Consider the following 18,034-nt stretch of genomic DNA (forward strand, 5'->3'; position numbering starts at 1 on the left):
ATCATTGATGGCAAGCAGTCTATGACCGTCTTCAAGGACGTGCGCAGCCTGGTGCAAAGCGCGATTGATGCCTCGATTGCTCTGTTGACCGACAGTGAACCTGAAGCGTCGGGCAGCTACAACAACGGACGGATTGATGTGCCCGCCGTCCAAGCTCCCGTGGTTACAGTGACCCGTGACAATGTCCAGGCCGAGTTGATCGACTCCGGCTACTATCAGGCCAGTGACTTCACTGGTTTGCCGTAAGGGGTTCGTCCGGCATGTGAGCTAACGCGCACATGCCGGTGGGTAGGTTTTTGGGAGGGCCAGCCCTCCCAAAGCCTACGCGAAGCGAAGGACTGACAATGAGCCAACGAGGCGAGAAGCACAGATGACCACTGCTATTCTGGAAATGCGGAGCATCACCAAGGAGTTTCCTGGGGTGAAGGCTCTGAATAATGTCACCTTCAGTGTGAAGCCAGGCGAGATTCATTGTCTGGTTGGCGAAAATGGTGCGGGCAAATCTACGCTGATGAAGGTGCTAAGCGGGGTCTATCCGCACGGCAGCTACACCGGTGAGATTGGCTTTGCCGGCCAAGTTCAGCAGTTCCGGGGGATCCGCGATAGTGAGCGCGTCGGGATTGCAATTATTTATCAAGAACTAGCCCTCGTGCCCGAGTTGACCGTCTACGAGAATATCTTTTTGGGTAACGAGGTACGCAAAGGGGCCTTGATTGACTGGAACGAGACGATTAAACGGGCCACGCAGATGCTCGCCAAAGTGCGCCTCGATGTCAATCCCGAAGCCAAAATTAAGGATTTGGGTGTCGGCAAGCAACAGTTGGTCGAGATTGCCAAGGCGCTCAGTCGTAATGTGAAGTTGCTCATCCTGGACGAGCCGACCGCCGCCTTGAATGAAGATGATAGCGCCAACTTGCTCGATCTGCTGCGTGGCCTGCGCGATCAGGGCGTGACGTGCATCCTCATTTCGCATAAACTCAAGGAGGTGATCGCGATTGCCGATAGCGTGACGGTGCTACGTGACGGGCAGACGATCTGTACGCTTGATGCCCACGAAGGCGAGGTGAGCGAGCCGGTCTTGATCAAGCACATGGTCGGGCGCGAGATCGAACAGATCTATCCACCGCGTGAGCACAAGCAACCCGGCGAGGCAGTGCTTCAGGTGCGTGATTGGAGTGCTTATAGCCCGAGCCTGGGGCGACAGGTCTTACGCAACGTCAATTTTACCCTGCGCAAAGGCGAAATTGTCGGGTTTGCGGGGCTTATGGGGTCGGGCCGCACCGAGTTGGCGTTGAGTATTTTCGGTAATTCGCCCGATTACCGGATTGAAGGCGAGTTGCAAGTGAAGGGTGCAACACGCCAATTGCGGCGACCGTCCGACGCGATTGCCGCCGGAATTGCGTATGTCACCGAGGATCGCAAAGGCAATGGCCTGATCCTGATCCAAGATGTCAAGCAAAACATCACTCTCGCCAATTTGCGTGCGCTGGCCCAGCGTTCGGTGATTGACACGAATGCCGAGATCAAGATCGCCAATGAATATCGCACGGCAATGAACATCAAGACACCGAGCGTCGAACAGCGTGTCTCGAATCTCAGCGGCGGCAACCAACAGAAGGTCTGCCTGAGCAAATGGCTGTTTGTGAAGCCGGACGTGCTGATTCTGGATGAGCCAACCCGTGGCATTGACGTTGGGGCCAAATATGAGATCTACACCTTGATGAACAGTCTGGTTGAGCAAGGCATGAGCATCATTATGATCTCGTCGGAACTGCCCGAAGTGTTAGGGATGAGCGACCGGGTGTATGTGGTGGCGTCGGGGCGCATTACCGGCGAGTTGCCGAGCAGTGAAGCGACCCCCGAGAAGATTATGGAATTGGCAACGAACTGAGTGGGCGGTCAGGCTTGACCGAGGAGTCACAACGATGATGTCGGGGAAGACCGAAGCGCAGGCGTCGGGGTCGTTTATGCAGGATCTGAGCAAGGTTCTGCGCCAGAACATCCGCGACTATGGGATGTACATTGCCCTGTTCGTAATTATGTTCATCTTCGCCATCACCACGAACGGGATCTTTCTCTCGCCGCGCAACCTGAGCAACCTGCTCAATCAGACGGGCTACATTGCCGTCCTTGCCGTCGGCATGACATTGGTGATCGTTATTCGCCATATCGATCTTTCGGTCGGCTTTTTGGCGGGCTTTTTGGGCGCGGTAGCGGCGATTGCGCTGGTGCAATGGGGCCTACCAACGCTCTTTGTTATTCCGATGGTGCTGGGCTTGGGCGCGTTAGCCGGCCTGATCACGGCCTTCCCGATCGCACAATTGGGGATTCCTTCGTTCGTGGCTTCGTTGGCGGGTTGGCTGATCTACCGCGGCATGCTCCAACTCGCAACCGAAGGAACCGGGACGATTATTATTTCCGATGCAGCATTTAATGCGATTGGCAACGGTTTTATTCCCGATCTGCCCCTTGGTGGGCCACTTGAACAGATTCATAGCCTCACCTTGTTGCTTGGCATCGTTGCAGTTGGCTTTTTTATCTACAATGAGTTGAATAGTCGCAAGAAGAAGATTGCCTATGGCTTTGAGGTGCTGCCAAATGCGATCTTTGGCCTCAAGTTACTCTTTATTAGTGGGATTGTGGGTTGGATCACCTGGGTGTTGGCAAACTTTAATGGGCTGTCGTGGACGGTTGTGGTGATGCTTTTGGTTGTCGGCGCGTACCACTTTATTACGACCAGCACGGTTTTGGGGCGGCACATCTATGCGGTCGGTGGCAACCCTGAAGCCGCCGAACTGAGTGGGATTAGCGTCAAACGCATCACCTACATTGTGTTTGGCTCGATGGGCATGCTCTCGGCGCTGTCGGGCATTCTGTTCGCATCACGGCTTCAATCGGCGACGACAACAGCCGGGACGCTGTTTGAGCTCGATGCGATTGCAGCAGCCTATGTGGGTGGCGTCTCGGCTGCGGGTGGCGTGGGCCGGGTGACCGGATCGATCATCGGCGCACTCGTGATGACCTCGCTCACCAGTGGCATGAACCTGATGGGCGTCGGGATTGCGTATCAGTACATCGTGCGTGGGGTGGTGCTGGCGGCTGCGGTGATCTTCGACGTAGCGACGCGGCGCGCCGCACGCTAAGTCAACAAGGGCGACAACGCGACGAACGGCAAACACATATGCCGTTCGTCGCGTTGTCGCCCTTGTTACGGTATACTGAAATGCAAAACAAGTTGATGTTGCACCGCTTTTGAAGGCAAAGTCTTGTCCGATGTCTTCACTATTCATAGCTACAAAAGTACATATTCCCCCCCCCCGCCCCGATCTTATCGATCGTCCACGCCTGATCAAGCGTCTGGAAGCCGGGCTTGATCGCAAACTGACGATGCTCTCGGCTCCCGCAGGTTTCGGGAAATCGAGCTTGCTCAGCGCGTGGGTTGCCGGGTGTGCTCGTCCAGCTGCATGGCTTTCGCTCGATGAGCGTGATGCGGATCCGATGCGCTTTCTGTATCACTTGATTGCCGCATTGCAGACGATCGAGACAAGCATTGGACAGACAGCACTCAGCGCATTACGCTCGTTCGCGCACGTATCGCTTGCCAGTGGTAAGGTGAACGGAACGGCGCAGCAGACAGCAAGGGTGCCTTGCAAAAACGCCGCACCGCGCCACGCCATCACCTCAGCGGCGCGGCCTACTCCATCATCACCTGCGGCTCTTGGTGAGCCTTGCGTAGCGGCAGCTCGGGCAGAAAGAAGGCGAGGAGCAACGCCACCAGCGCCAACCCGATCGCGTAGCGATAGATGGCCGTGATGCTGTCGGTGAAAGAGACCTTGACGGCCCGATTGATCTCGGTACCAAGCTCGGCGCCCTGCGCTTGGGCCTGGGCCTCGGTATCGTCGAGCAGTGCTAGGATGCGGGCGAGGGCTTGCTCGCGAGCCGATGCTGGCATACTTGCGACGGTGCCCAACAGCTCCTTCAGTTGCACCGGCGTCTCGGGACTCTCTACTAGTGCCGCGATGGCGGTCGGCTCCGCGTCGCGCAGCGCCTGCGTGAGCAGGTCGCGCTGGGCGGCAAAGCGCTCGCTGATTGCCGCCTCGATGCGGGCGGCCGGGTCGGCGGCCTCCCCAGCTGCGCCCTCGCCGCCACCTGCGCCCCCGTTGCGGAGGGCGTTCGGGTCGAACTGGGCCGCCATCTCGGGGGGAAGCTGGGCCTGGATGGGCGCCAGGCTCGTCGCCAGGGAGGCGGTGAGCGAGGCCGTTAGCGCCGCGCCAAAGGCTGCCGAGCCGACCACCTGGCCAATCTGCTGGAAAAACTGGCGGCTCGCTGTGGCCGCGCCCACATCCTCACGGGGCACCGCGTTCTGCATCGCCAGGTTCAGCATCGGCAGGGCCGGGCCGAGCCCCAGGCCCAGGACGATCATGCGCAGACGCACCATCCAGATGGAGGTCTCGGGGCTCAGCGTGGTGAGCCACCAGAGCGCGGCGACGATGATCGCCATCCCCACAATAATGATCAGCTTGTAGCGTCCGGTGCGCTGCACGATCTGTGACGAGACAATCGAGCCAAACACCAGGCTGAGCGTGAGCGGAATGAGGGTCGTGCCGGCTTCGGTGGCGCTCACGCCCAGGACGTTCACCAGGTAGAGCGACAGGAAGAAGATGGCGGCGAACAGCGTTGCGCCAACACTCACACCGATCAGCGAGGTCAGGGTGAAGGTGCGGATGCGGAACAGGTACAAGGGGAGAATCGGGGAGGCGGCGCGGCGTTCGGCCACCAAGAAGAGCGCCAGCCCGATCACGCTGGTGGCGAGCAAGCCCAGAATGAGCGGCGAAGTCCAGGCGTGCTCGGTCTTGTCGAGGGTCAGGGCGAGCAACAGCGGCACCACCGCCAGCAGCAACGTGATGGCACCAGCATAGTCGATCTTCGGGCGCAGACCACTGTGAAGGCGCGGTAGCTTTGCCACGATGAACACAAGGGCAACGATGCCGACCGGCAGGTTGACGAAGAAGACCCAGTGCCAACTGATCTGGTCAGTGAGCAGGCCGCCGATAAAGGGGCCGATCACGCTGGCGAGGCCAAAGACGGCACCGAACATGCCCATGTAGCGGGCGCGTTCTGCCGGGGCAAACAGGTCAGCGGGGATGGCGAAGGCGGTGGAGGTGAGGGCCGCCGCGCCGAAGCCCTGGATGCCGCGGTAGATGACCAGTTGGAGCATCGTTGTGGCTAGTCCGCAGAGCACCGAGCCGGTCAGGAAGACGGTGATGCCAAAGAGCAGGATGATCTTGCGGCCGAAGATGTCGGAGAGCTTGCCATAGATCGGCACCATCGCCGTAGAGGCAAGCAGGTAGCTCGTCGAGACCCAGGCCAGTAGCTGAATCCCCTGAAGATCCGCGACGATGCGCGGCAGCGCGGTTGAGACGATCGTCTGGTCAAGGGATGAGAGAAAGAGACTCAGCAAGACGCCGACAAGAATGAACATTTTGCTGCGCTGGTCGAGGGTGGCGGCATAGTCAATCCGCGTGCCAGGCGCACTGGTGGTTACGGCCATTCGTGATGCTCCAAGAGTTCAACAGAAGTTCGGACACGATAGGGATACGTTTTTCACGGCTTATCGCAGCGGTGCGCCAGGCGGCGAGCGGCGCCCGTTCAATGCGGTGCGGCGGGCTGCTCGAGCTGCAGGGCATCGAGCACCTCAGTGAGAGCTGTGCCGAGGCGGGCGACAAGCTCGGGGGGGAGGTCGGCAAGGCGCCGAGTTGTCTCCTCAAGGCGCAACTGCCGCACCTGCGTAGTGATCTCTCTGCCGACAGCCGTGAGTGTGACGAGCTTGTGGCGCCGGTCGTGGGCCTCGCGCCGTTCAACAAGGCCGGCCTGCACGAGTTGGTCGATGGCCTGGCTGGTGGTGCCGAGCGCCAGGTTGAGATGCTCGCTCAGCTCCGAGATCGTGGCGGTGCCTTTATAGCGTAGGTAAAACAGCGCCACCAGGCGCGGCATCGACAGGTTAGAGCCTTGGAGAATCTGCAAAACGGCACCCATGCTCTGCCCCATCAGCTCGGCGTTCAAAGCCCCGAGCAGCTCAGCGACCTGGGGGAGGGTTGGTGGCGTTTGCTTGGTACTGGTCATACTTCGAAACCTCGAACTATTTGAATAACCAAACTTTTAACAGGATAGCATAGTGGCAACGGGTTGTCAATCCTCTTGCATGCTAGCCCGTGTGGTGCTACAATTGCATTTAATAACTGACCGACCGGTCGGTAAGTGAAGGAGACGATGATGAAAGAGACAGCGCAACCACCGCGTACGTACGTTTTGGGCTTGCTCTTTGTGGGTGTCTTGATGGCGGCGTTGGACATCGCGATTGTCGGACCGGCGCTGCCGGCCATCCAGCGTGACTTTCAGGTCAGCGAGCAGGCCCTGGCCTGGGTCTTTTCGCTCTACGTCTTAGGCAATCTGGTTGGCACGCCGGCGATTGCGGCGCTTTCGGATCATCTGGGCCGACGGCGGATCTACACCTTGAGCATTGCAGGCTTTGCGCTTGGCTCGCTGATCGTGGCGCTGGCCCCGAGTTTCGCGGTCTTGCTGATCGGGCGTCTGGTGCAGGGGATCAGTGCGGGCGGCATCTTCCCAGTGGCAAGTGCGGTGGTGGGTGATACCTTTCCGCCCGAAAAGCGCGGTTCAGCCCTGGGCTTGCTGGGGGCAGTCTTTGGGATCGCCTTTTTGATTGGGCCCATCCTGGGTGGCGTGCTGCTCTTGTTTGGTTGGCCTTGGCTCTTTTTGATCAATCTGCCGATTGCGCTCGTCATGATCATTGCCAGCCTGCGCCTGTTACCGACGCAAAGCGTCGCCGTGAAGAGCCGTTTCGATCTGCTGGGGACGCTGATGCTGGGAGCTGCGCTCAGCGCACTTGCCTACGGGCTCACCGTGCTTGATCCGGCGCAACTCGCTCAGGGGCAACTCGATCCGCTAGCGGTACCGATGCTGATCGCCGCCGTTTTGTTGTTCCCCGTGTTTATTTGGGTTGAGCAGCGGGCCACTGACCCAATTGTGCAACCAGCGCTGTTTCGTTCGCGCCCCATCCGCTTGATTGCTGTGCTGGCGGTAGGAGCTGGGATTGCCGAAACAGCGATTGTCTTCATCCCCTCCTTACTCACGCTCGCCTTTGGGGTTAGCGTCTCGACGGCCAGTTTTATGCTGCTGGTGATTGTGCTGAGTATGGCGGTAGGCTCGCCCGTGTCTGGACGCATGCTTGACCGTTTGGGCTCGCGCCTCGTGATTATCGGTGGCACGCTGCTGAGTGCGACTGGCCTGCTGCTCTTGGGGCTCTTTCCGCTCAATCTCGTCGTGTTCTACCTGTCGTCGGTGCTGCTTGGCTTGGGCTTGGCCGTGCTGCTGGGGTCGGCGCTCCGTTACGTGTTGCTCAACGAAACTGCGGCCAGTGACCGTGCCGCGGCTCAGGGCCTCTTAACGGTGACCATGGGGGTGGGGCAGTTGCTTGGCGCAGTCCTGGTTGGCTTGATTGCCACGACGGCAACCCAACCGCTTGATGGCTATGCCCGTGCCTTTCTCAGCATCGGCATCTTTATGGGCGGACTGACTCTGGCGGCGCTAGGCTTGCATGATCGGGCAACCGAACGTGCTCGTGCGCTGGAGTTGTCTTCCAGTGTGTCACGGTGACGGCCCCCAGCGTGGCATCATCCTGCGCGGGCGAGAGCAGATTTCGTTGACGCCAAGGGCAGAAGGCGTGCTAACATGTTTCCCGGGAGCACCACCGACCAGGCAGAGGGATCACGAATGATTGATTGCCCAAACGATGCAGTGAGATCGCCGATGAAGCCACCCCCCGAGACGGTGCGTGAAACGATCATTGTTGCGGCCGCCGAGCTGATTGTCGCCAACGGCTACGATGGGGTCGCCATGCGTGAGATCGCCGCCGCCGCCGGGATCTCGAAGCCCGGCTTGTACTACCATTTTCGCGATAAAGAAGACCTGCTCGAAGCGGTGTTGACCCACTGGATGACCGAGACGGAAGCGCTGATTGCCGCCGCCCAACAGGCCCCCGCGATCCGGGCGCAGTTGACCGTGCTGGTACGCGGTCTGTTTGCCCAGGCTCCCTTGCAACGGGCCTTGATCCGACTAGGAACCCAGGATCTGCCACGCCTGGGTGATAACGCCCGTGAGCGCATCCAGGGCTGTTACGGCAAGGGCTTTCTTGAACCGATCGAGGCCTTGATCCGGCATGGCATTGCCCGCGGCGAACTGCGGGCTGTCAATCCGCATGTGACAACCTGGCTCTTGTTGGGCATGCTCTACCCTTTCTTTCACAACGCGCATCCCTGTGCGCGGTTGGTGAACGAACAGACTGCCACCCAGATCGTGGCAACCCTGCTTGATGGGATCGCGGCACACCCAGCGTAACCCGTGGCACATGCGAATCCACCACGTGGCGTGCCCTTGGCGTGCCGGCTTATGGTCTTGAGCCCTGTGAGGGCTCGCCCGTGGTGGCGATGTCGGTGTAGCTCGTGGCAAGCGTCGTTGTGCTGCACGTGCTTTGCGCGTGCAGCACAACAAAAACAGCTCTGCGGCAGCGACACAGACCAGTGCTATGCTTCAATCAGCACCGACGCGGTCATGTTCCAGCGCAGGCGCGGATCTTGCTGGTCGAGGGTAATCGTTACGCCGTAGACGATGTCGCCCTGAATGTTGGTGCCGATGGTTTCGATGGCGCTGACGGTGCCGCGCATATCGAGGTCGGGCAGGGCGTCGAAGCTGATCGTCACTGGGCTGCCTTCGCGGATGCGCACGATGCTTATCTCGGTCAGATCGACTGTCTCGAGCTGCCAGCCGCTGAGATCGGCGAGATGCACGAGTGGCGTGCCGGGGCCGACATACTCACCCATGTGCGGCATGATGGTTGCCACGGTTCCCGCAAACGGTGCGTGCAGCTCGGTCTCGTTCAAGGCAACCTGGGCCAGTTGCAGCGCGACCTCGGCGCGTTCCACTTGGGCCGCTGCGATCGCCAGATCGCCGACAGGCGTGCCGCCCTGGAGCAGTTCGAGGTTGGCCTGAGCCTGATCGATGCCAGCCTGCGCCGCCTCAAGCGCGCCGCCACGCTCATCCCCCTGAAGCCGGGCGAGGTTGGCCTGGCTTGCAGCTACCTGGGCCCGCGCCGCCGCGAGTTGATCCGGGTCGGCACCGGCCAGCAGTTCGTCGATGCGCGCCTGAGCCGCCTGCACCCGCGCCTCGGCATCGTTCAGCCCGGTACCTTCGGCCTGATGAGCCTGATCAACCTCCAGTTGGGCTTGTGCCAGCGCAGTTTGGCCGTTCTCGACAGCGCGCAACGCTGCGGCCTCGGCATCGATGCGCGCCTGAGGCAGATCGTCGGGTAGGCGTTCCATGTCGCGGTTCTCCCAGTAGATCCGGCTGTATGCGGCTTGCAGGTCGCGCAATGCATTGGCAGCCTGTTCCAGCGCCAGTTCGGCGCGGCTCTTGGCTGAGGAGAGACTATCGCGCTGGGCTTGCTGGTTTGCCAGCGCCTGGTTCAGGGCGGCGCGAGCCTGCGCAAGCTGGTTGGGATCGGCCCCACTTGCGAGTTGCGCCAGCGTGGCCCGGGCCTGCTCCAGTTGGGCACGTGCGGCAACAAGATCGCTCTGGGTGACAGCACCGCTGACCTGGCGCAACTGGGCCCGTGCCTGATCCAGGCGTGCCTCAGCAGCCGCCACTTCGGCGGGGTCGGCCTCGGCGCTGAGTTGCGCATAGGAAGCCTGAGCCATGCGCAGATCGGCCTCGGCCTGGGCAACCAGGGCCAGCGGGCGACTCTGGTCGAGCCGCAGCAAGGGTTGCCCCTTTGCCACCAACTCGCCCTCGTCGACCAGGATCGCGGCGACAACCCCGCCGCTCGGCAGGCTCAGGGTGGCGTCATAAAGCGGCACGATACGGGCCTCCGCCCGCAGGCCGCCAGTCTGCACCGGCAGCGGAGCAGCGCTAGCAGTGGGCTGCACGGTCACTGCAGGAGCCTCAGTTCCAGGTGCCTCGAACGAACACCCGGCAAGGCCAAGGATCATCAGTGCGCTCAGCAGAGCCACACTGAACGGTGATAGGTGCGCAAGGCTTTTCATCATCACTACTTTTTTCGTAAAATCTGGTTCGCCATGACCGCGCAAGCTCACACCGCATGCTCCGCCAGCGCGCTATCCTCGATCACACGCCCGTCGGTGAGCGTGACGACGCGCCGGGCATAGTTAATGACCCGCGGGTCGTGGGTGGCAAAGATGAAAGCGGTACCCGTATCCTGGTTGAGCTTTTGCATAATCTCCATCGCCTGTTGCCCATTGGCCGTATCAAGGTTGGCGGTTGGCTCGTCGGCCAGCACCAGCAACGGCTGCGGGCCGAGGGCACGGGCAATCGCGACGCGCTGCTGCTGGCCGCCGCTGAGCTGATCGGGTCGATGCCGGGCGCGATCCTCAAGGCCGACTGCCTTGAGCAAAGCGTGGACCCGTGTGCGGCGCTCGGCAGGCTTGACCCCACTCAGCAGCAGGGGCAGTTCCACATTCTCGTAGGCCGTCAGTACCGGAATGAGCGCGAAGAACTGGAAGATAAAGCCGATCCGGCTCCGCCGCAAATCGGCACGCTGGTTGGCCGAAAAGCGCGTGATATCCTGACCTTGCAGGCGCACGGTTCCCTCATCGGGCTTATCGAGGCAGCCGATCAGTTGCAGCAGCGTCGTCTTGCCCGAACCCGACGGCCCGACCAGAGCAGTAAATTCGCCCTCGGCGATCGTCAGGTCAACCTTGTCGAGCGCAATGGTTTCGACGGTTCCGATGCGATAGCGTTTGCTGACGTGTTCCAGTTGGACGGCAGATGCCATGATGGGTATTCCTTCCGGTTGGGTTGATGTGCGGCGACCCAGCCACCAGGCATCATCCCGACCTCTGTTTCATCAATATTGCGGAAACTCAACCTACGCCTCGCGCAGGGCGGCAACCGGTTCAAGCCGGGCAGCGTACCAAGCCGGGTAGAGCGCGGCGACAAGTGTGATCAGCAGCGTTGCCAGCGACAGCCCGACATAGACGTCGGGCACAAAGCGAGCATAGATGGTGCTGCCGAGCGCGATAGCATCGCCGCCAGACGACGCTACCGAACTGCCGAAGTCAATCCCTGCCGTGGCGAGATAGGCCACCGCCGCCAGCCCCAACCCCAACCCAATCGCAATCCCGGCCAGACTCAGGCTGGCGGCCTCAAGCAGCATCATTTGCATCAAGTGGCGGCCTTTCATCCCCAGCGCACTGAGAATACCCATCTCGCGGATGCGCTCGAAGACCGACATCAGCAAGGTATTGGCGATGATTACGGCAACGATCAACATCACAATGATGTCGAGCAGCACATAAAACGCCATGCCGGTCTGCATCGTCTGGATGAAGAACTGGTTCAGATCTTGCCAGGTCAGCACCTGCAGCCCCGAGCTGCGAAAGGCGGCGACAACCTCAGACGTCGCCTGCTGGTCGTTGAGCAGCAAGACAACGGCACTGACGCGACGATTCGTATTGGTCAGGCCCTGCGCTTTCGTCAACGGCATCAGCACCGCGCTCTCGTCGTAGGTCGGAATGCCAGTAGCGAACATACCGACGATGCTGAAGATAGCCTCATCAGCCTGGCCCTCTGAGTCAACGATCGTCAAACTGACCTTACTGCCGACCTGCAGACCGAGCATAGTCGCAAGGCGCTCGCCGATCAAGATCCCCGAGCGATCGTCGGGAGTGATGAAGGAACCATTAACCAGAGCCGTGCGGATCGGGTCGTAGACCGGCGAGTCGGGATCGATACCGTAGACTTGTAGGCCGGCTGATTCATTGACGGTGGCGAGAATACCGTTGGCCCAGAGCACCGGTGTTGCCGCCTTGACCTCATCCAGGGTTGCGGCTTGCGCAATCAGATTCTCGGGGTCGAGCAACAGATCGCCCCACTGCAGGCTGCGCTCGTCTTCGCTGTACGAAGGCGCACGCAGCTGGAGGTGGCCGGTGCGGAGCTTGATGCTATTTTGCAGCGAATCTTCCATGATCCCGGCGATAAAGCTATTCATCACCATCAACAGCGCCAGACCCAACGCCACTGCGGTCATGGTCAGCAACGTGCGGCGGCGATTACGTCCCAAATCGCGGAACGCAAGTACCCAGAGTTTATGTAGCGGCATACCCCGCTCCTCTCTTTGTGAAACGCAGAACGCAGAGCGCCTTTTCAGAACAAACATACGTTGTCGCGTTCATGCTCGAACGCCCTGTGTTTCCACGCTCAAACGTGGTGCAATGAGACCGCCGGCTCCTTGCGCGCTGCCTGCCAGGCCGGGTAAAGCGAGGCCAGGGACGTCACGACAATGACCATCACACCCCGCGCCAGCACATCGGGCAGGCTGACCGAGGGATAGATCCGATCACCAAGCAAGGCGCCAATCTCCCCCAGGCCTGATGCGCCCTCGAGGCTGATCCCGACCTGGCTGAGGGTTCCGACAAGAAGTGCGCCGAGACCACAGCCGATGACAGCACCAACAAGGCCAATCAAGGCACCTTCGACCAGGAACAGACTCATGATCTGGCGCCCCTTCATGCCGAGCGCCGCGAGAACGCCCATCTCACGAGTGCGCTCGAAAGCCGCCATAAGCATCAGGTTGAGGATCCCGATACTGGCGATCAGCAGCACCACCAACCCGATGAAACTGGTAAAGGCCAACTTGGTATCCAGCGTCTCGCGGATCTCGGGGCGAAGCGTCTGCCAGGTATCGATTTCATAGCTCGGCAGGCGCGCCTGGAACTCGCTCATCAGTCGGGTCTCGGCACCGACCGCGTCGAGAAAGACGACGGCTGAAGTCACCTGATCGCGCAGATTGTAGAGCACCTGAGCATCAGACAGCGACATATAGACCGTGCTCTTCTCAATTTCGGGCAGACCGAGGCTATAGATCCCCACCACCGTCATACTGTGCTGGCGCATCGATTCATTCTGGCGCCGCCCCAACAGGCTCACCCGGTCGCCGATGCCGACCTGCAGACGTTCGGCCATCGCTGCGCCGATCACCACTGCATCGCGATCATCGGTGTGCAAAAAACGTCCCTGACTGATACTGGAGGCCTGCAAACTGAACGGAGCCTCGATCTGCGGATCGAGGGCCGTGATCAACACCGGCAAGGTATTGCCACGATTACTGATCATCCCAGCCGTATTGATCCGAGGCGCGGCAGCAACAACCGTTGGCTCCTCATTGACGACTTGCAAGACCGTACTGGGACTGTCGAGCGGCAACAACGGCAACCGGGCCGCCTTCTCGCGAAAGCCTGGTGCGTGTACTTGCAGATTGCCGCCGTAGAGCCGAATCGCATTACCAAAGATCGCCTGGTCGGAACCTTTGATCAGGCCATCGAAGAGCAACAGCAAGACCACACTGAGCACGACCGCCACCAGCGCGATGGCAGTACGGCGCCAATTGCGCCACATATTGCGCCAGGCCATAGTAAAGATGCCAATCATATCTGAACCTCATGTGATCGTGAACCATTCGTGAAGCGTCTCGACATCAATCAACTGCAGGTGGCCGGGTTCGGCCCCAAGGACGCGCTCGATCGCATCATTGTAGGCATCAATCAGGCGCCTGGCTTGCGGCCAGAGGAGATCGTTCGGCTCGTCCGACAAGAGCATCTCGACCAGGGGCGCATTCAAGCCTTGCATAAGCGTCAGCGCAATCGCACCGGCATAGTCGGGAAAAGGCGTGTTGAGTGTGCCATCGCGGACACCTGGCTCGATCAAGCGTGCCAGAAACGGCGTCAGGTGCTGAATAGAGCGTGCCATCATCTTCTGGCGCACGATGGCATTATTGTCGGCGTGCCAGACCCGCAGAATGCTCAGAAACATCGCTTTCTGGTCGGTCTTCCAGCGTCCAATCGTATCAAAGAAATACTTCAGTTTTGTCGACTCGGACAGATCAGTTCGATTGATGATCTGAGCCATAATCTGCTCGGTTTCGGTGAGCAACTGGTCAAGCAACCCTTCGAGCAAGTCTTGCTTGGACGAGAAGTAGTGATAGAAGGCCCCCTTCGAGATCTGCAACTCGTCGAGAATATCTTTGATCACCATATGCTCGTAGCCCTTGCTATAGACCAGTCGCCGGGCTACAGCAATGATTTCGGCGCGCTTCTCGGCATATTCTTGCTCGTTAACGGTGCGGGCCATGAGTTGCCTCCTAAAAAACCGACTGCCGGTTTATTATATATCGAGATAAAGCCCATGTCAAGCTTCCCCCGCAGCCCCGCACCCCACCCACGGGCATGGCACCCGCCCGGCGTAGGGGCGCAGCAGCCCCCACGCCCCCCCATCAACCATACCGCCCGCCTCACAGCTGCGGCGCCCCCCGTGGGTATGGCACGCTCCCCGAAGATCGCCCCCGCCCGGCGGCATCCCACGGGCACGGCGTGATCCCATGTCGGAGCGCGAGGACACCGAACAGGTTACGGAGCAAATCAAGGTGGCCAATCCGGGCGAAATTGCACAGAACCGTTGTATTCGTGATGATGCTCACGGGCATGCCTCGCGCAAGGCGGCAACGTCTTGCCCAAAGATCCGCACTACGAAGCGCTTGTTGGGCAGGTCGCGTTGGAGCACGTACCGTACAAATTAGGGTCGTACGTGCGCTACGCCTGCGAGCGCCACCCAACGATCCCGCTTCGCCGCGCCGCTGGCGGGTCGAAGATCACGACGAGCGCTGATTCTGATTTTCAAAAAAGCCCCGCTTCCGCCCATCACCTGCATGCGCATGTTGGGCGGCCACTGAGGTCGAGCGGGACATTCGGTCGCCGCAGAGATGATGGTGGCGCTGGAGCGGTTATTTTGATCCGGGTGGCGTTGTCGTTTGACGAACTGCTGCGGCAAGCTCGGCCACGGTCATATGACCAAACAGGCAATCCTTTTCGGCAAGCGAATCGCCGACCCCGCGTGTGAAGTGGACAAGGCGATGTTGGGTTGCTGATTTCGTGGATGGTACTATTTGACCGCAAATTCCGTAAATGGGCGAATTTCTTCGCTCTGAAATCCTAAGACAATATTTTGTTTGGGAATCCCTGCCGCGACAAGTTCAAGTGCGACCCCTTCTTCGGTTCCATCGCGTTGGATCCACACCTTGCCATCAATAATTTCGATGTGCAGGAGGCACCCGTGAATACGGCGGTTTCCTTGCCAACCTACGGAAACGACCATATACCGATCCGAACGCTCATCAAATATTGCTTCATTGCGAATGTCGCCGTAGGCGTAGCGAATGCTCGTATATGCATGTAATACGGTTTGCACAATGGTGCGATATGCGATTACGGTATCCATCGTACGATGACCTCCTGAGCCGGATCAAAGCTGTCAATTATAGCCGAGCTATAGCAGTGTTTGGGAGTCAGGCTATAGCTCGGCGCAAAACCGGCGCGGGAAGCTGCCTTACGTGCGTTGGTGCAAGGCGGCCCGAATCGTTGCTACAACGGATTCTGGATCTGGCACAGTCGCGATAAACCGCTGATACCGCGCACCGGGCTGCAAGGTGATCACGACGGCGGGCAGCTTTTGGTACACCGCGACAACGTCATTTCCACCGCGCCTAAGCATCGTGCCCAACACAATCACCCAAGGAAAACCTGTGCCCACCCGCACACCTTCAAGGATCGTCCACGGATCGTCAACCACCTCAACAAAGCTAATCTCGTTGAGGTTGGCTACTGCGCCGGAACGCAAGCCCCCAAGCCGCTCCCACAGCGAAAAACGGAACACTAATTGATCACGTTCACATTCAAAACGCGCCATGGTACACCTCCAATGACCTTAAAAAGACCAAAATGCCCTCGATAGGCATGGAGCATACCCATCACTATAGCGTATGTTCCCATGCTTTGCCCAATCAAAGCGTAGCAGGGGTAGGGCTGAGGCAACGTCAGTTCTCCGGGGCCGCCGTCGCCGTCAACGGCTCGGCTCCCGTCTGCGATGCCGGCCTTCGCCGGCTGGATGAGGCCGCGCAGGCGGCCTTCGCGACCAATAGCCGAGGGCTTTAGCGCGACGGTGCTCCGGTCAGGTGGACGTTGCCTCAGCCCTAGTAGCAGGAGCAGGGTTGAGGCAACGTCATCTGCGTCATCTGCGGACTTTATCTAACCCTAATGGGCCGTTGCCTCAGCCCTGCTGCATAATCAGCATCCTCCTCGGATCGTAACTTTTATCCTCTAATACACGGTCTATGGTGGAGGTACCCTTGACATCACCGTGCCCGTGTCGCATACGTACGCGGAAACAGCACAATGCAGAAGGATACGCATGGCTCCCAGCCTCACCCCACACGAGTTCGTTGCGAAGTGGTCTGGCGATACGCGCAAAGAGCGCAGTGTGAGTCAGGAGCACTTTCTTGATCTCTGCCGCCTGGTCGGCCACGAGACGCCGGGCGAGAATCGGGATGGGACGCTGGTGTTTGAAGCGGGCGCGGCGATGAGTGATGATCCCCGCGTTACCGCGATCAGCGCGGCTGCGCAGCGGCTCGTCGCGCAGCGCGAGGCCTGGCTGAACGAGCCTGGCTTGAGCGAGGCCGAGCTCAAGCAGCGCACGCTCACCAAGCTCTGCAACCAGCGCCCGCCCTGGCTTGACCAGGCGCACACGGAACTCGACCAGGCTGTCTGTGACGCCTATGGCTAGCCGCATGATCTGAGCGACGAGGCGATCCTGACACAGCTGTTGGCGTTGAATTTGGAGCGGGCGGCCAAGCAGGGTGATGCAGCGGCTGCCGCTGTGGAGACGCATACCGAGAAGGTGGGCTTCGCTTCCCTTAGCCGAGGGCTTTAGCCCCACGGCATCGGGTTCATAGCGGATCATTTCCTGTAAAACCATAAAGGCAGAAAGACACAACAAACGCAACGCTGATCCTTCAACCCTTCGCGCCTTCGCGCCTTTGCGTCAAAAACCCCTTGCGCCTTCGCGCCTTCGCGTCAAACCAACCGGCGTTGTTGCCTGATCCTGGGCTACCCCTCGGGCTTGCTGGCCCCTTCGACCAGCGCCCGCAGCGCGTCGAACACCTCGACGGAGAGCAAGACCGCCGTCGGTTTGCCCTTCTGCGTGATCACCACGGGGCGCTGCTGCTGCGCCGAGCGCCGAATCATCGCCGCCAACGAACTGGCCGCTTGGGAAACGGGGAGCACACCATGCTGGAGGTCAATGTCAAACATATGTCGGGTGGAAGCGGGCATCGGGTTGATTCCTTTCGTGGGGTTGGGTGGCCGAGGGCCTGAGAAGACAACGGCATGCAGGCATGTGGCCTCATCCTACCACAACCTCGCATCCGTTGCCAAACAAACAGAGGCAAAGGCACTAACAAAATCGCTGCTGTGGGTATGAGCCAATTCAGTGGGGCATCAAGGGACGCCCCGCATGGCCTTCGTCTCCAGCGCCAGCCTCGAAACGCGGCTGGGACGCGCTGGTTCCTGCGGGCGTAGCCACCGCACACGGCTTATTTGGCTTTCCGTAGCCGCACATAGACCACTTTCGCCCCAGGTTCGCCGCGTGCCTCAACCTCCACCAGATCGGGAAACTGGGTGCGGATCAACTCGCCGAGCTTCTTGAACCCATAGCGGCGGGGATCGAAATCCGGCTCGATCTTCATGAGATAGGAACCGACGGCCGCTAAGGTATGCCAACCCTCCTCGTCGCTTGGCACATTCGCCAAGGCGTCGCGGAGCAACTGTGCAGCATCGCCGGTCACCGATTGTCCGTCAGCAACCGGCTTTGGCGAGGTCACGGGTATCGGTACCGGTGCATCTGGTGGGGGCAGGGGCGCGACCTTGGCCGCACTGGTGCCTTTGCTCTTGACCAACGTCGTCACGTCCGCACCCTCAACCGGCACCTCCTGCGTTTCGAGCAATTCCACCGTGATAAACTTATGGCAGACCTTCCGAAAGGCTTGCGGGGTACGCTCATCACCAAAGCCATAGACCAGCACGCCTTCTTCGCGCAACCGCATCGCCAGCCCGGTAAA

The 18,034-nt window shown here is 60.0% G+C and carries 16 protein-coding genes and 1 pseudogene; 6 read left to right on the forward strand and 11 right to left on the reverse strand.

Annotated features, from left to right (window positions below; genetic code table 11):
* The 3 genes and pseudogenes from EKD05_RS11340 to EKD05_RS11350 all read left to right on the forward strand — a co-directional run.
* Positions 1-246 (forward strand): annotated as a pseudogene (locus EKD05_RS11340) (sugar ABC transporter substrate-binding protein); the annotation flags it as partial.
* Positions 247-370: 124 nt separating this feature from the next.
* Positions 371-1,891, forward strand: coding sequence for an ATP-binding cassette domain-containing protein (locus tag EKD05_RS11345; protein ID WP_129672714.1), 1,521 nt, complete (start codon positions 371-373; stop codon positions 1,889-1,891).
* 34 nt (positions 1,892-1,925) lie between these two features.
* Positions 1,926-3,143 (forward strand): sugar ABC transporter permease, encoded by a 1,218-nt coding sequence (locus EKD05_RS11350; RefSeq protein WP_240695740.1) that lies wholly within the window; start codon positions 1,926-1,928, stop codon positions 3,141-3,143.
* Between the two features lie 551 nt (positions 3,144-3,694).
* Here EKD05_RS11350 and EKD05_RS11355 read toward each other — a convergent pair.
* Together EKD05_RS11355 and EKD05_RS11360 are read right to left on the reverse strand one after the other, a co-directional pair.
* Positions 3,695-5,551 (reverse strand): MDR family MFS transporter, encoded by a 1,857-nt coding sequence (locus EKD05_RS11355; protein ID WP_129672716.1) that lies wholly within the window; start codon positions 5,549-5,551, stop codon positions 3,695-3,697.
* 98 nt (positions 5,552-5,649) lie between these two features.
* Positions 5,650-6,123, reverse strand: a complete 474-nt coding sequence (locus EKD05_RS11360) for a MarR family winged helix-turn-helix transcriptional regulator (RefSeq protein ID WP_129672718.1) — start codon at positions 6,121-6,123, stop codon at positions 5,650-5,652.
* 147 nt (positions 6,124-6,270) lie between these two features.
* On the opposite strand from EKD05_RS11360, the gene EKD05_RS11365 reads away from it, so the two are divergent.
* On the forward strand, positions 6,271-7,674 hold the full coding sequence (locus EKD05_RS11365; protein WP_240695741.1) for an MFS transporter: 1,404 nt from the start codon (positions 6,271-6,273) through the stop codon (positions 7,672-7,674).
* Positions 7,675-7,827: 153 nt separating this feature from the next.
* A complete protein-coding gene (locus EKD05_RS27070; protein ID WP_129672720.1) occupies positions 7,828-8,415 on the forward strand; it encodes a TetR/AcrR family transcriptional regulator in 588 nt (195 codons plus the stop codon).
* Positions 8,416-8,600: 185 nt separating this feature from the next.
* Here the strand turns inward: EKD05_RS27070 and EKD05_RS11375 are convergent, their stop codons facing one another.
* The 7 genes from EKD05_RS11375 to EKD05_RS11405 all read right to left on the reverse strand — a co-directional run bounded on the left by EKD05_RS11375 (position 8,601) and on the right by EKD05_RS11405 (position 15,828).
* Complete coding sequence (locus EKD05_RS11375; protein WP_240695742.1) at positions 8,601-10,118, reverse strand: HlyD family efflux transporter periplasmic adaptor subunit; 1,518 nt, start codon at positions 10,116-10,118, stop codon at positions 8,601-8,603.
* Positions 10,119-10,162: 44 nt separating this feature from the next.
* A complete protein-coding gene (locus tag EKD05_RS11380) occupies positions 10,163-10,864 on the reverse strand; it encodes an ABC transporter ATP-binding protein (protein WP_129672722.1) in 702 nt (233 codons plus the stop codon).
* 93 nt (positions 10,865-10,957) lie between these two features.
* On the reverse strand, positions 10,958-12,190 hold the full coding sequence (locus EKD05_RS11385; RefSeq protein ID WP_240695743.1) for an FtsX-like permease family protein: 1,233 nt from the start codon (positions 12,188-12,190) through the stop codon (positions 10,958-10,960).
* Positions 12,191-12,288: 98 nt separating this feature from the next.
* Positions 12,289-13,518 carry an ABC transporter permease gene (locus tag EKD05_RS11390; RefSeq protein ID WP_129672726.1) on the reverse strand — a complete coding sequence of 410 codons (1,230 nt, stop codon included), beginning with the start codon at positions 13,516-13,518 and terminating at the stop codon, positions 12,289-12,291.
* A 9-nt stretch (positions 13,519-13,527) separates the two neighbouring features.
* Positions 13,528-14,217 carry a TetR/AcrR family transcriptional regulator gene (locus tag EKD05_RS11395; protein ID WP_129672728.1) on the reverse strand — a complete coding sequence of 230 codons (690 nt, stop codon included), beginning with the start codon at positions 14,215-14,217 and terminating at the stop codon, positions 13,528-13,530.
* Between the two features lie 807 nt (positions 14,218-15,024).
* Positions 15,025-15,360, reverse strand: coding sequence for a XisI protein (locus EKD05_RS11400; protein ID WP_129672730.1), 336 nt, complete (start codon positions 15,358-15,360; stop codon positions 15,025-15,027).
* Between the two features lie 108 nt (positions 15,361-15,468).
* On the reverse strand, positions 15,469-15,828 hold the full coding sequence (locus EKD05_RS11405) for a hypothetical protein (protein ID WP_129672732.1): 360 nt from the start codon (positions 15,826-15,828) through the stop codon (positions 15,469-15,471).
* 501 nt (positions 15,829-16,329) lie between these two features.
* Here EKD05_RS11405 and EKD05_RS11410 point away from each other — a divergent pair.
* The gene (locus EKD05_RS11410; protein WP_129672734.1) at positions 16,330-16,701 is read left to right on the forward strand and encodes a hypothetical protein; all 372 of its coding nucleotides are present in this window, start codon (positions 16,330-16,332) and stop codon (positions 16,699-16,701) included.
* A gap of 323 nt (positions 16,702-17,024) precedes the next feature.
* On the opposite strand, the gene EKD05_RS11415 is transcribed toward EKD05_RS11410, so the two are convergent.
* Entirely contained in the window at positions 17,025-17,249 is a 225-nt protein-coding gene (locus EKD05_RS11415; protein ID WP_129672736.1) for a type II toxin-antitoxin system Phd/YefM family antitoxin, read from the reverse strand.
* A gap of 260 nt (positions 17,250-17,509) precedes the next feature.
* On the reverse strand, positions 17,510-18,034 hold a 525-nt coding region (locus EKD05_RS11420; protein WP_205703923.1), incomplete at its 5' end, for an NYN domain-containing protein.

This window comes from Candidatus Chloroploca sp. Khr17 (assembly GCF_004138165.1).
In the GTDB taxonomy this organism is placed as follows: domain Bacteria; phylum Chloroflexota; class Chloroflexia; order Chloroflexales; family Chloroflexaceae; genus Chloroploca.

Excerpts from the sequence above, each read along its gene's own strand:
- EKD05_RS11395 (WP_129672728.1), bottom strand. The coding sequence starts at position 14,217 with ATGGCCCGCACCGTTAACGAGCAAGAATATGCCGAGAAGCGCGCCGAA.
- EKD05_RS11405 (WP_129672732.1), bottom strand. The coding sequence starts at position 15,828 with ATGGCGCGTTTTGAATGTGAACGTGATCAATTAGTGTTCCGTTTTTCG.
- EKD05_RS11380 (WP_129672722.1), bottom strand. The coding sequence starts at position 10,864 with ATGGCATCTGCCGTCCAACTGGAACACGTCAGCAAACGCTATCGCATC.
- EKD05_RS11390 (WP_129672726.1), bottom strand. The coding sequence starts at position 13,518 with ATGATTGGCATCTTTACTATGGCCTGGCGCAATATGTGGCGCAATTGG.
- EKD05_RS27070 (WP_129672720.1), top strand. The coding sequence starts at position 7,828 with ATGAAGCCACCCCCCGAGACGGTGCGTGAAACGATCATTGTTGCGGCC.
- EKD05_RS11345 (WP_129672714.1), top strand. The coding sequence starts at position 371 with ATGACCACTGCTATTCTGGAAATGCGGAGCATCACCAAGGAGTTTCCT.
- EKD05_RS11415 (WP_129672736.1), bottom strand. The coding sequence starts at position 17,249 with ATGCCCGCTTCCACCCGACATATGTTTGACATTGACCTCCAGCATGGT.
- EKD05_RS11355 (WP_129672716.1), bottom strand. The coding sequence starts at position 5,551 with ATGGCCGTAACCACCAGTGCGCCTGGCACGCGGATTGACTATGCCGCC.
- EKD05_RS11365 (WP_240695741.1), top strand. The coding sequence starts at position 6,271 with ATGATGAAAGAGACAGCGCAACCACCGCGTACGTACGTTTTGGGCTTG.
- EKD05_RS11410 (WP_129672734.1), top strand. The coding sequence starts at position 16,330 with ATGGCTCCCAGCCTCACCCCACACGAGTTCGTTGCGAAGTGGTCTGGC.
- EKD05_RS11400 (WP_129672730.1), bottom strand. The coding sequence starts at position 15,360 with ATGGATACCGTAATCGCATATCGCACCATTGTGCAAACCGTATTACAT.
- EKD05_RS11375 (WP_240695742.1), bottom strand. The coding sequence starts at position 10,118 with ATGATGAAAAGCCTTGCGCACCTATCACCGTTCAGTGTGGCTCTGCTG.
- EKD05_RS11350 (WP_240695740.1), top strand. The coding sequence starts at position 1,926 with ATGATGTCGGGGAAGACCGAAGCGCAGGCGTCGGGGTCGTTTATGCAG.
- EKD05_RS11385 (WP_240695743.1), bottom strand. The coding sequence starts at position 12,190 with ATGCCGCTACATAAACTCTGGGTACTTGCGTTCCGCGATTTGGGACGT.
- EKD05_RS11360 (WP_129672718.1), bottom strand. The coding sequence starts at position 6,123 with ATGACCAGTACCAAGCAAACGCCACCAACCCTCCCCCAGGTCGCTGAG.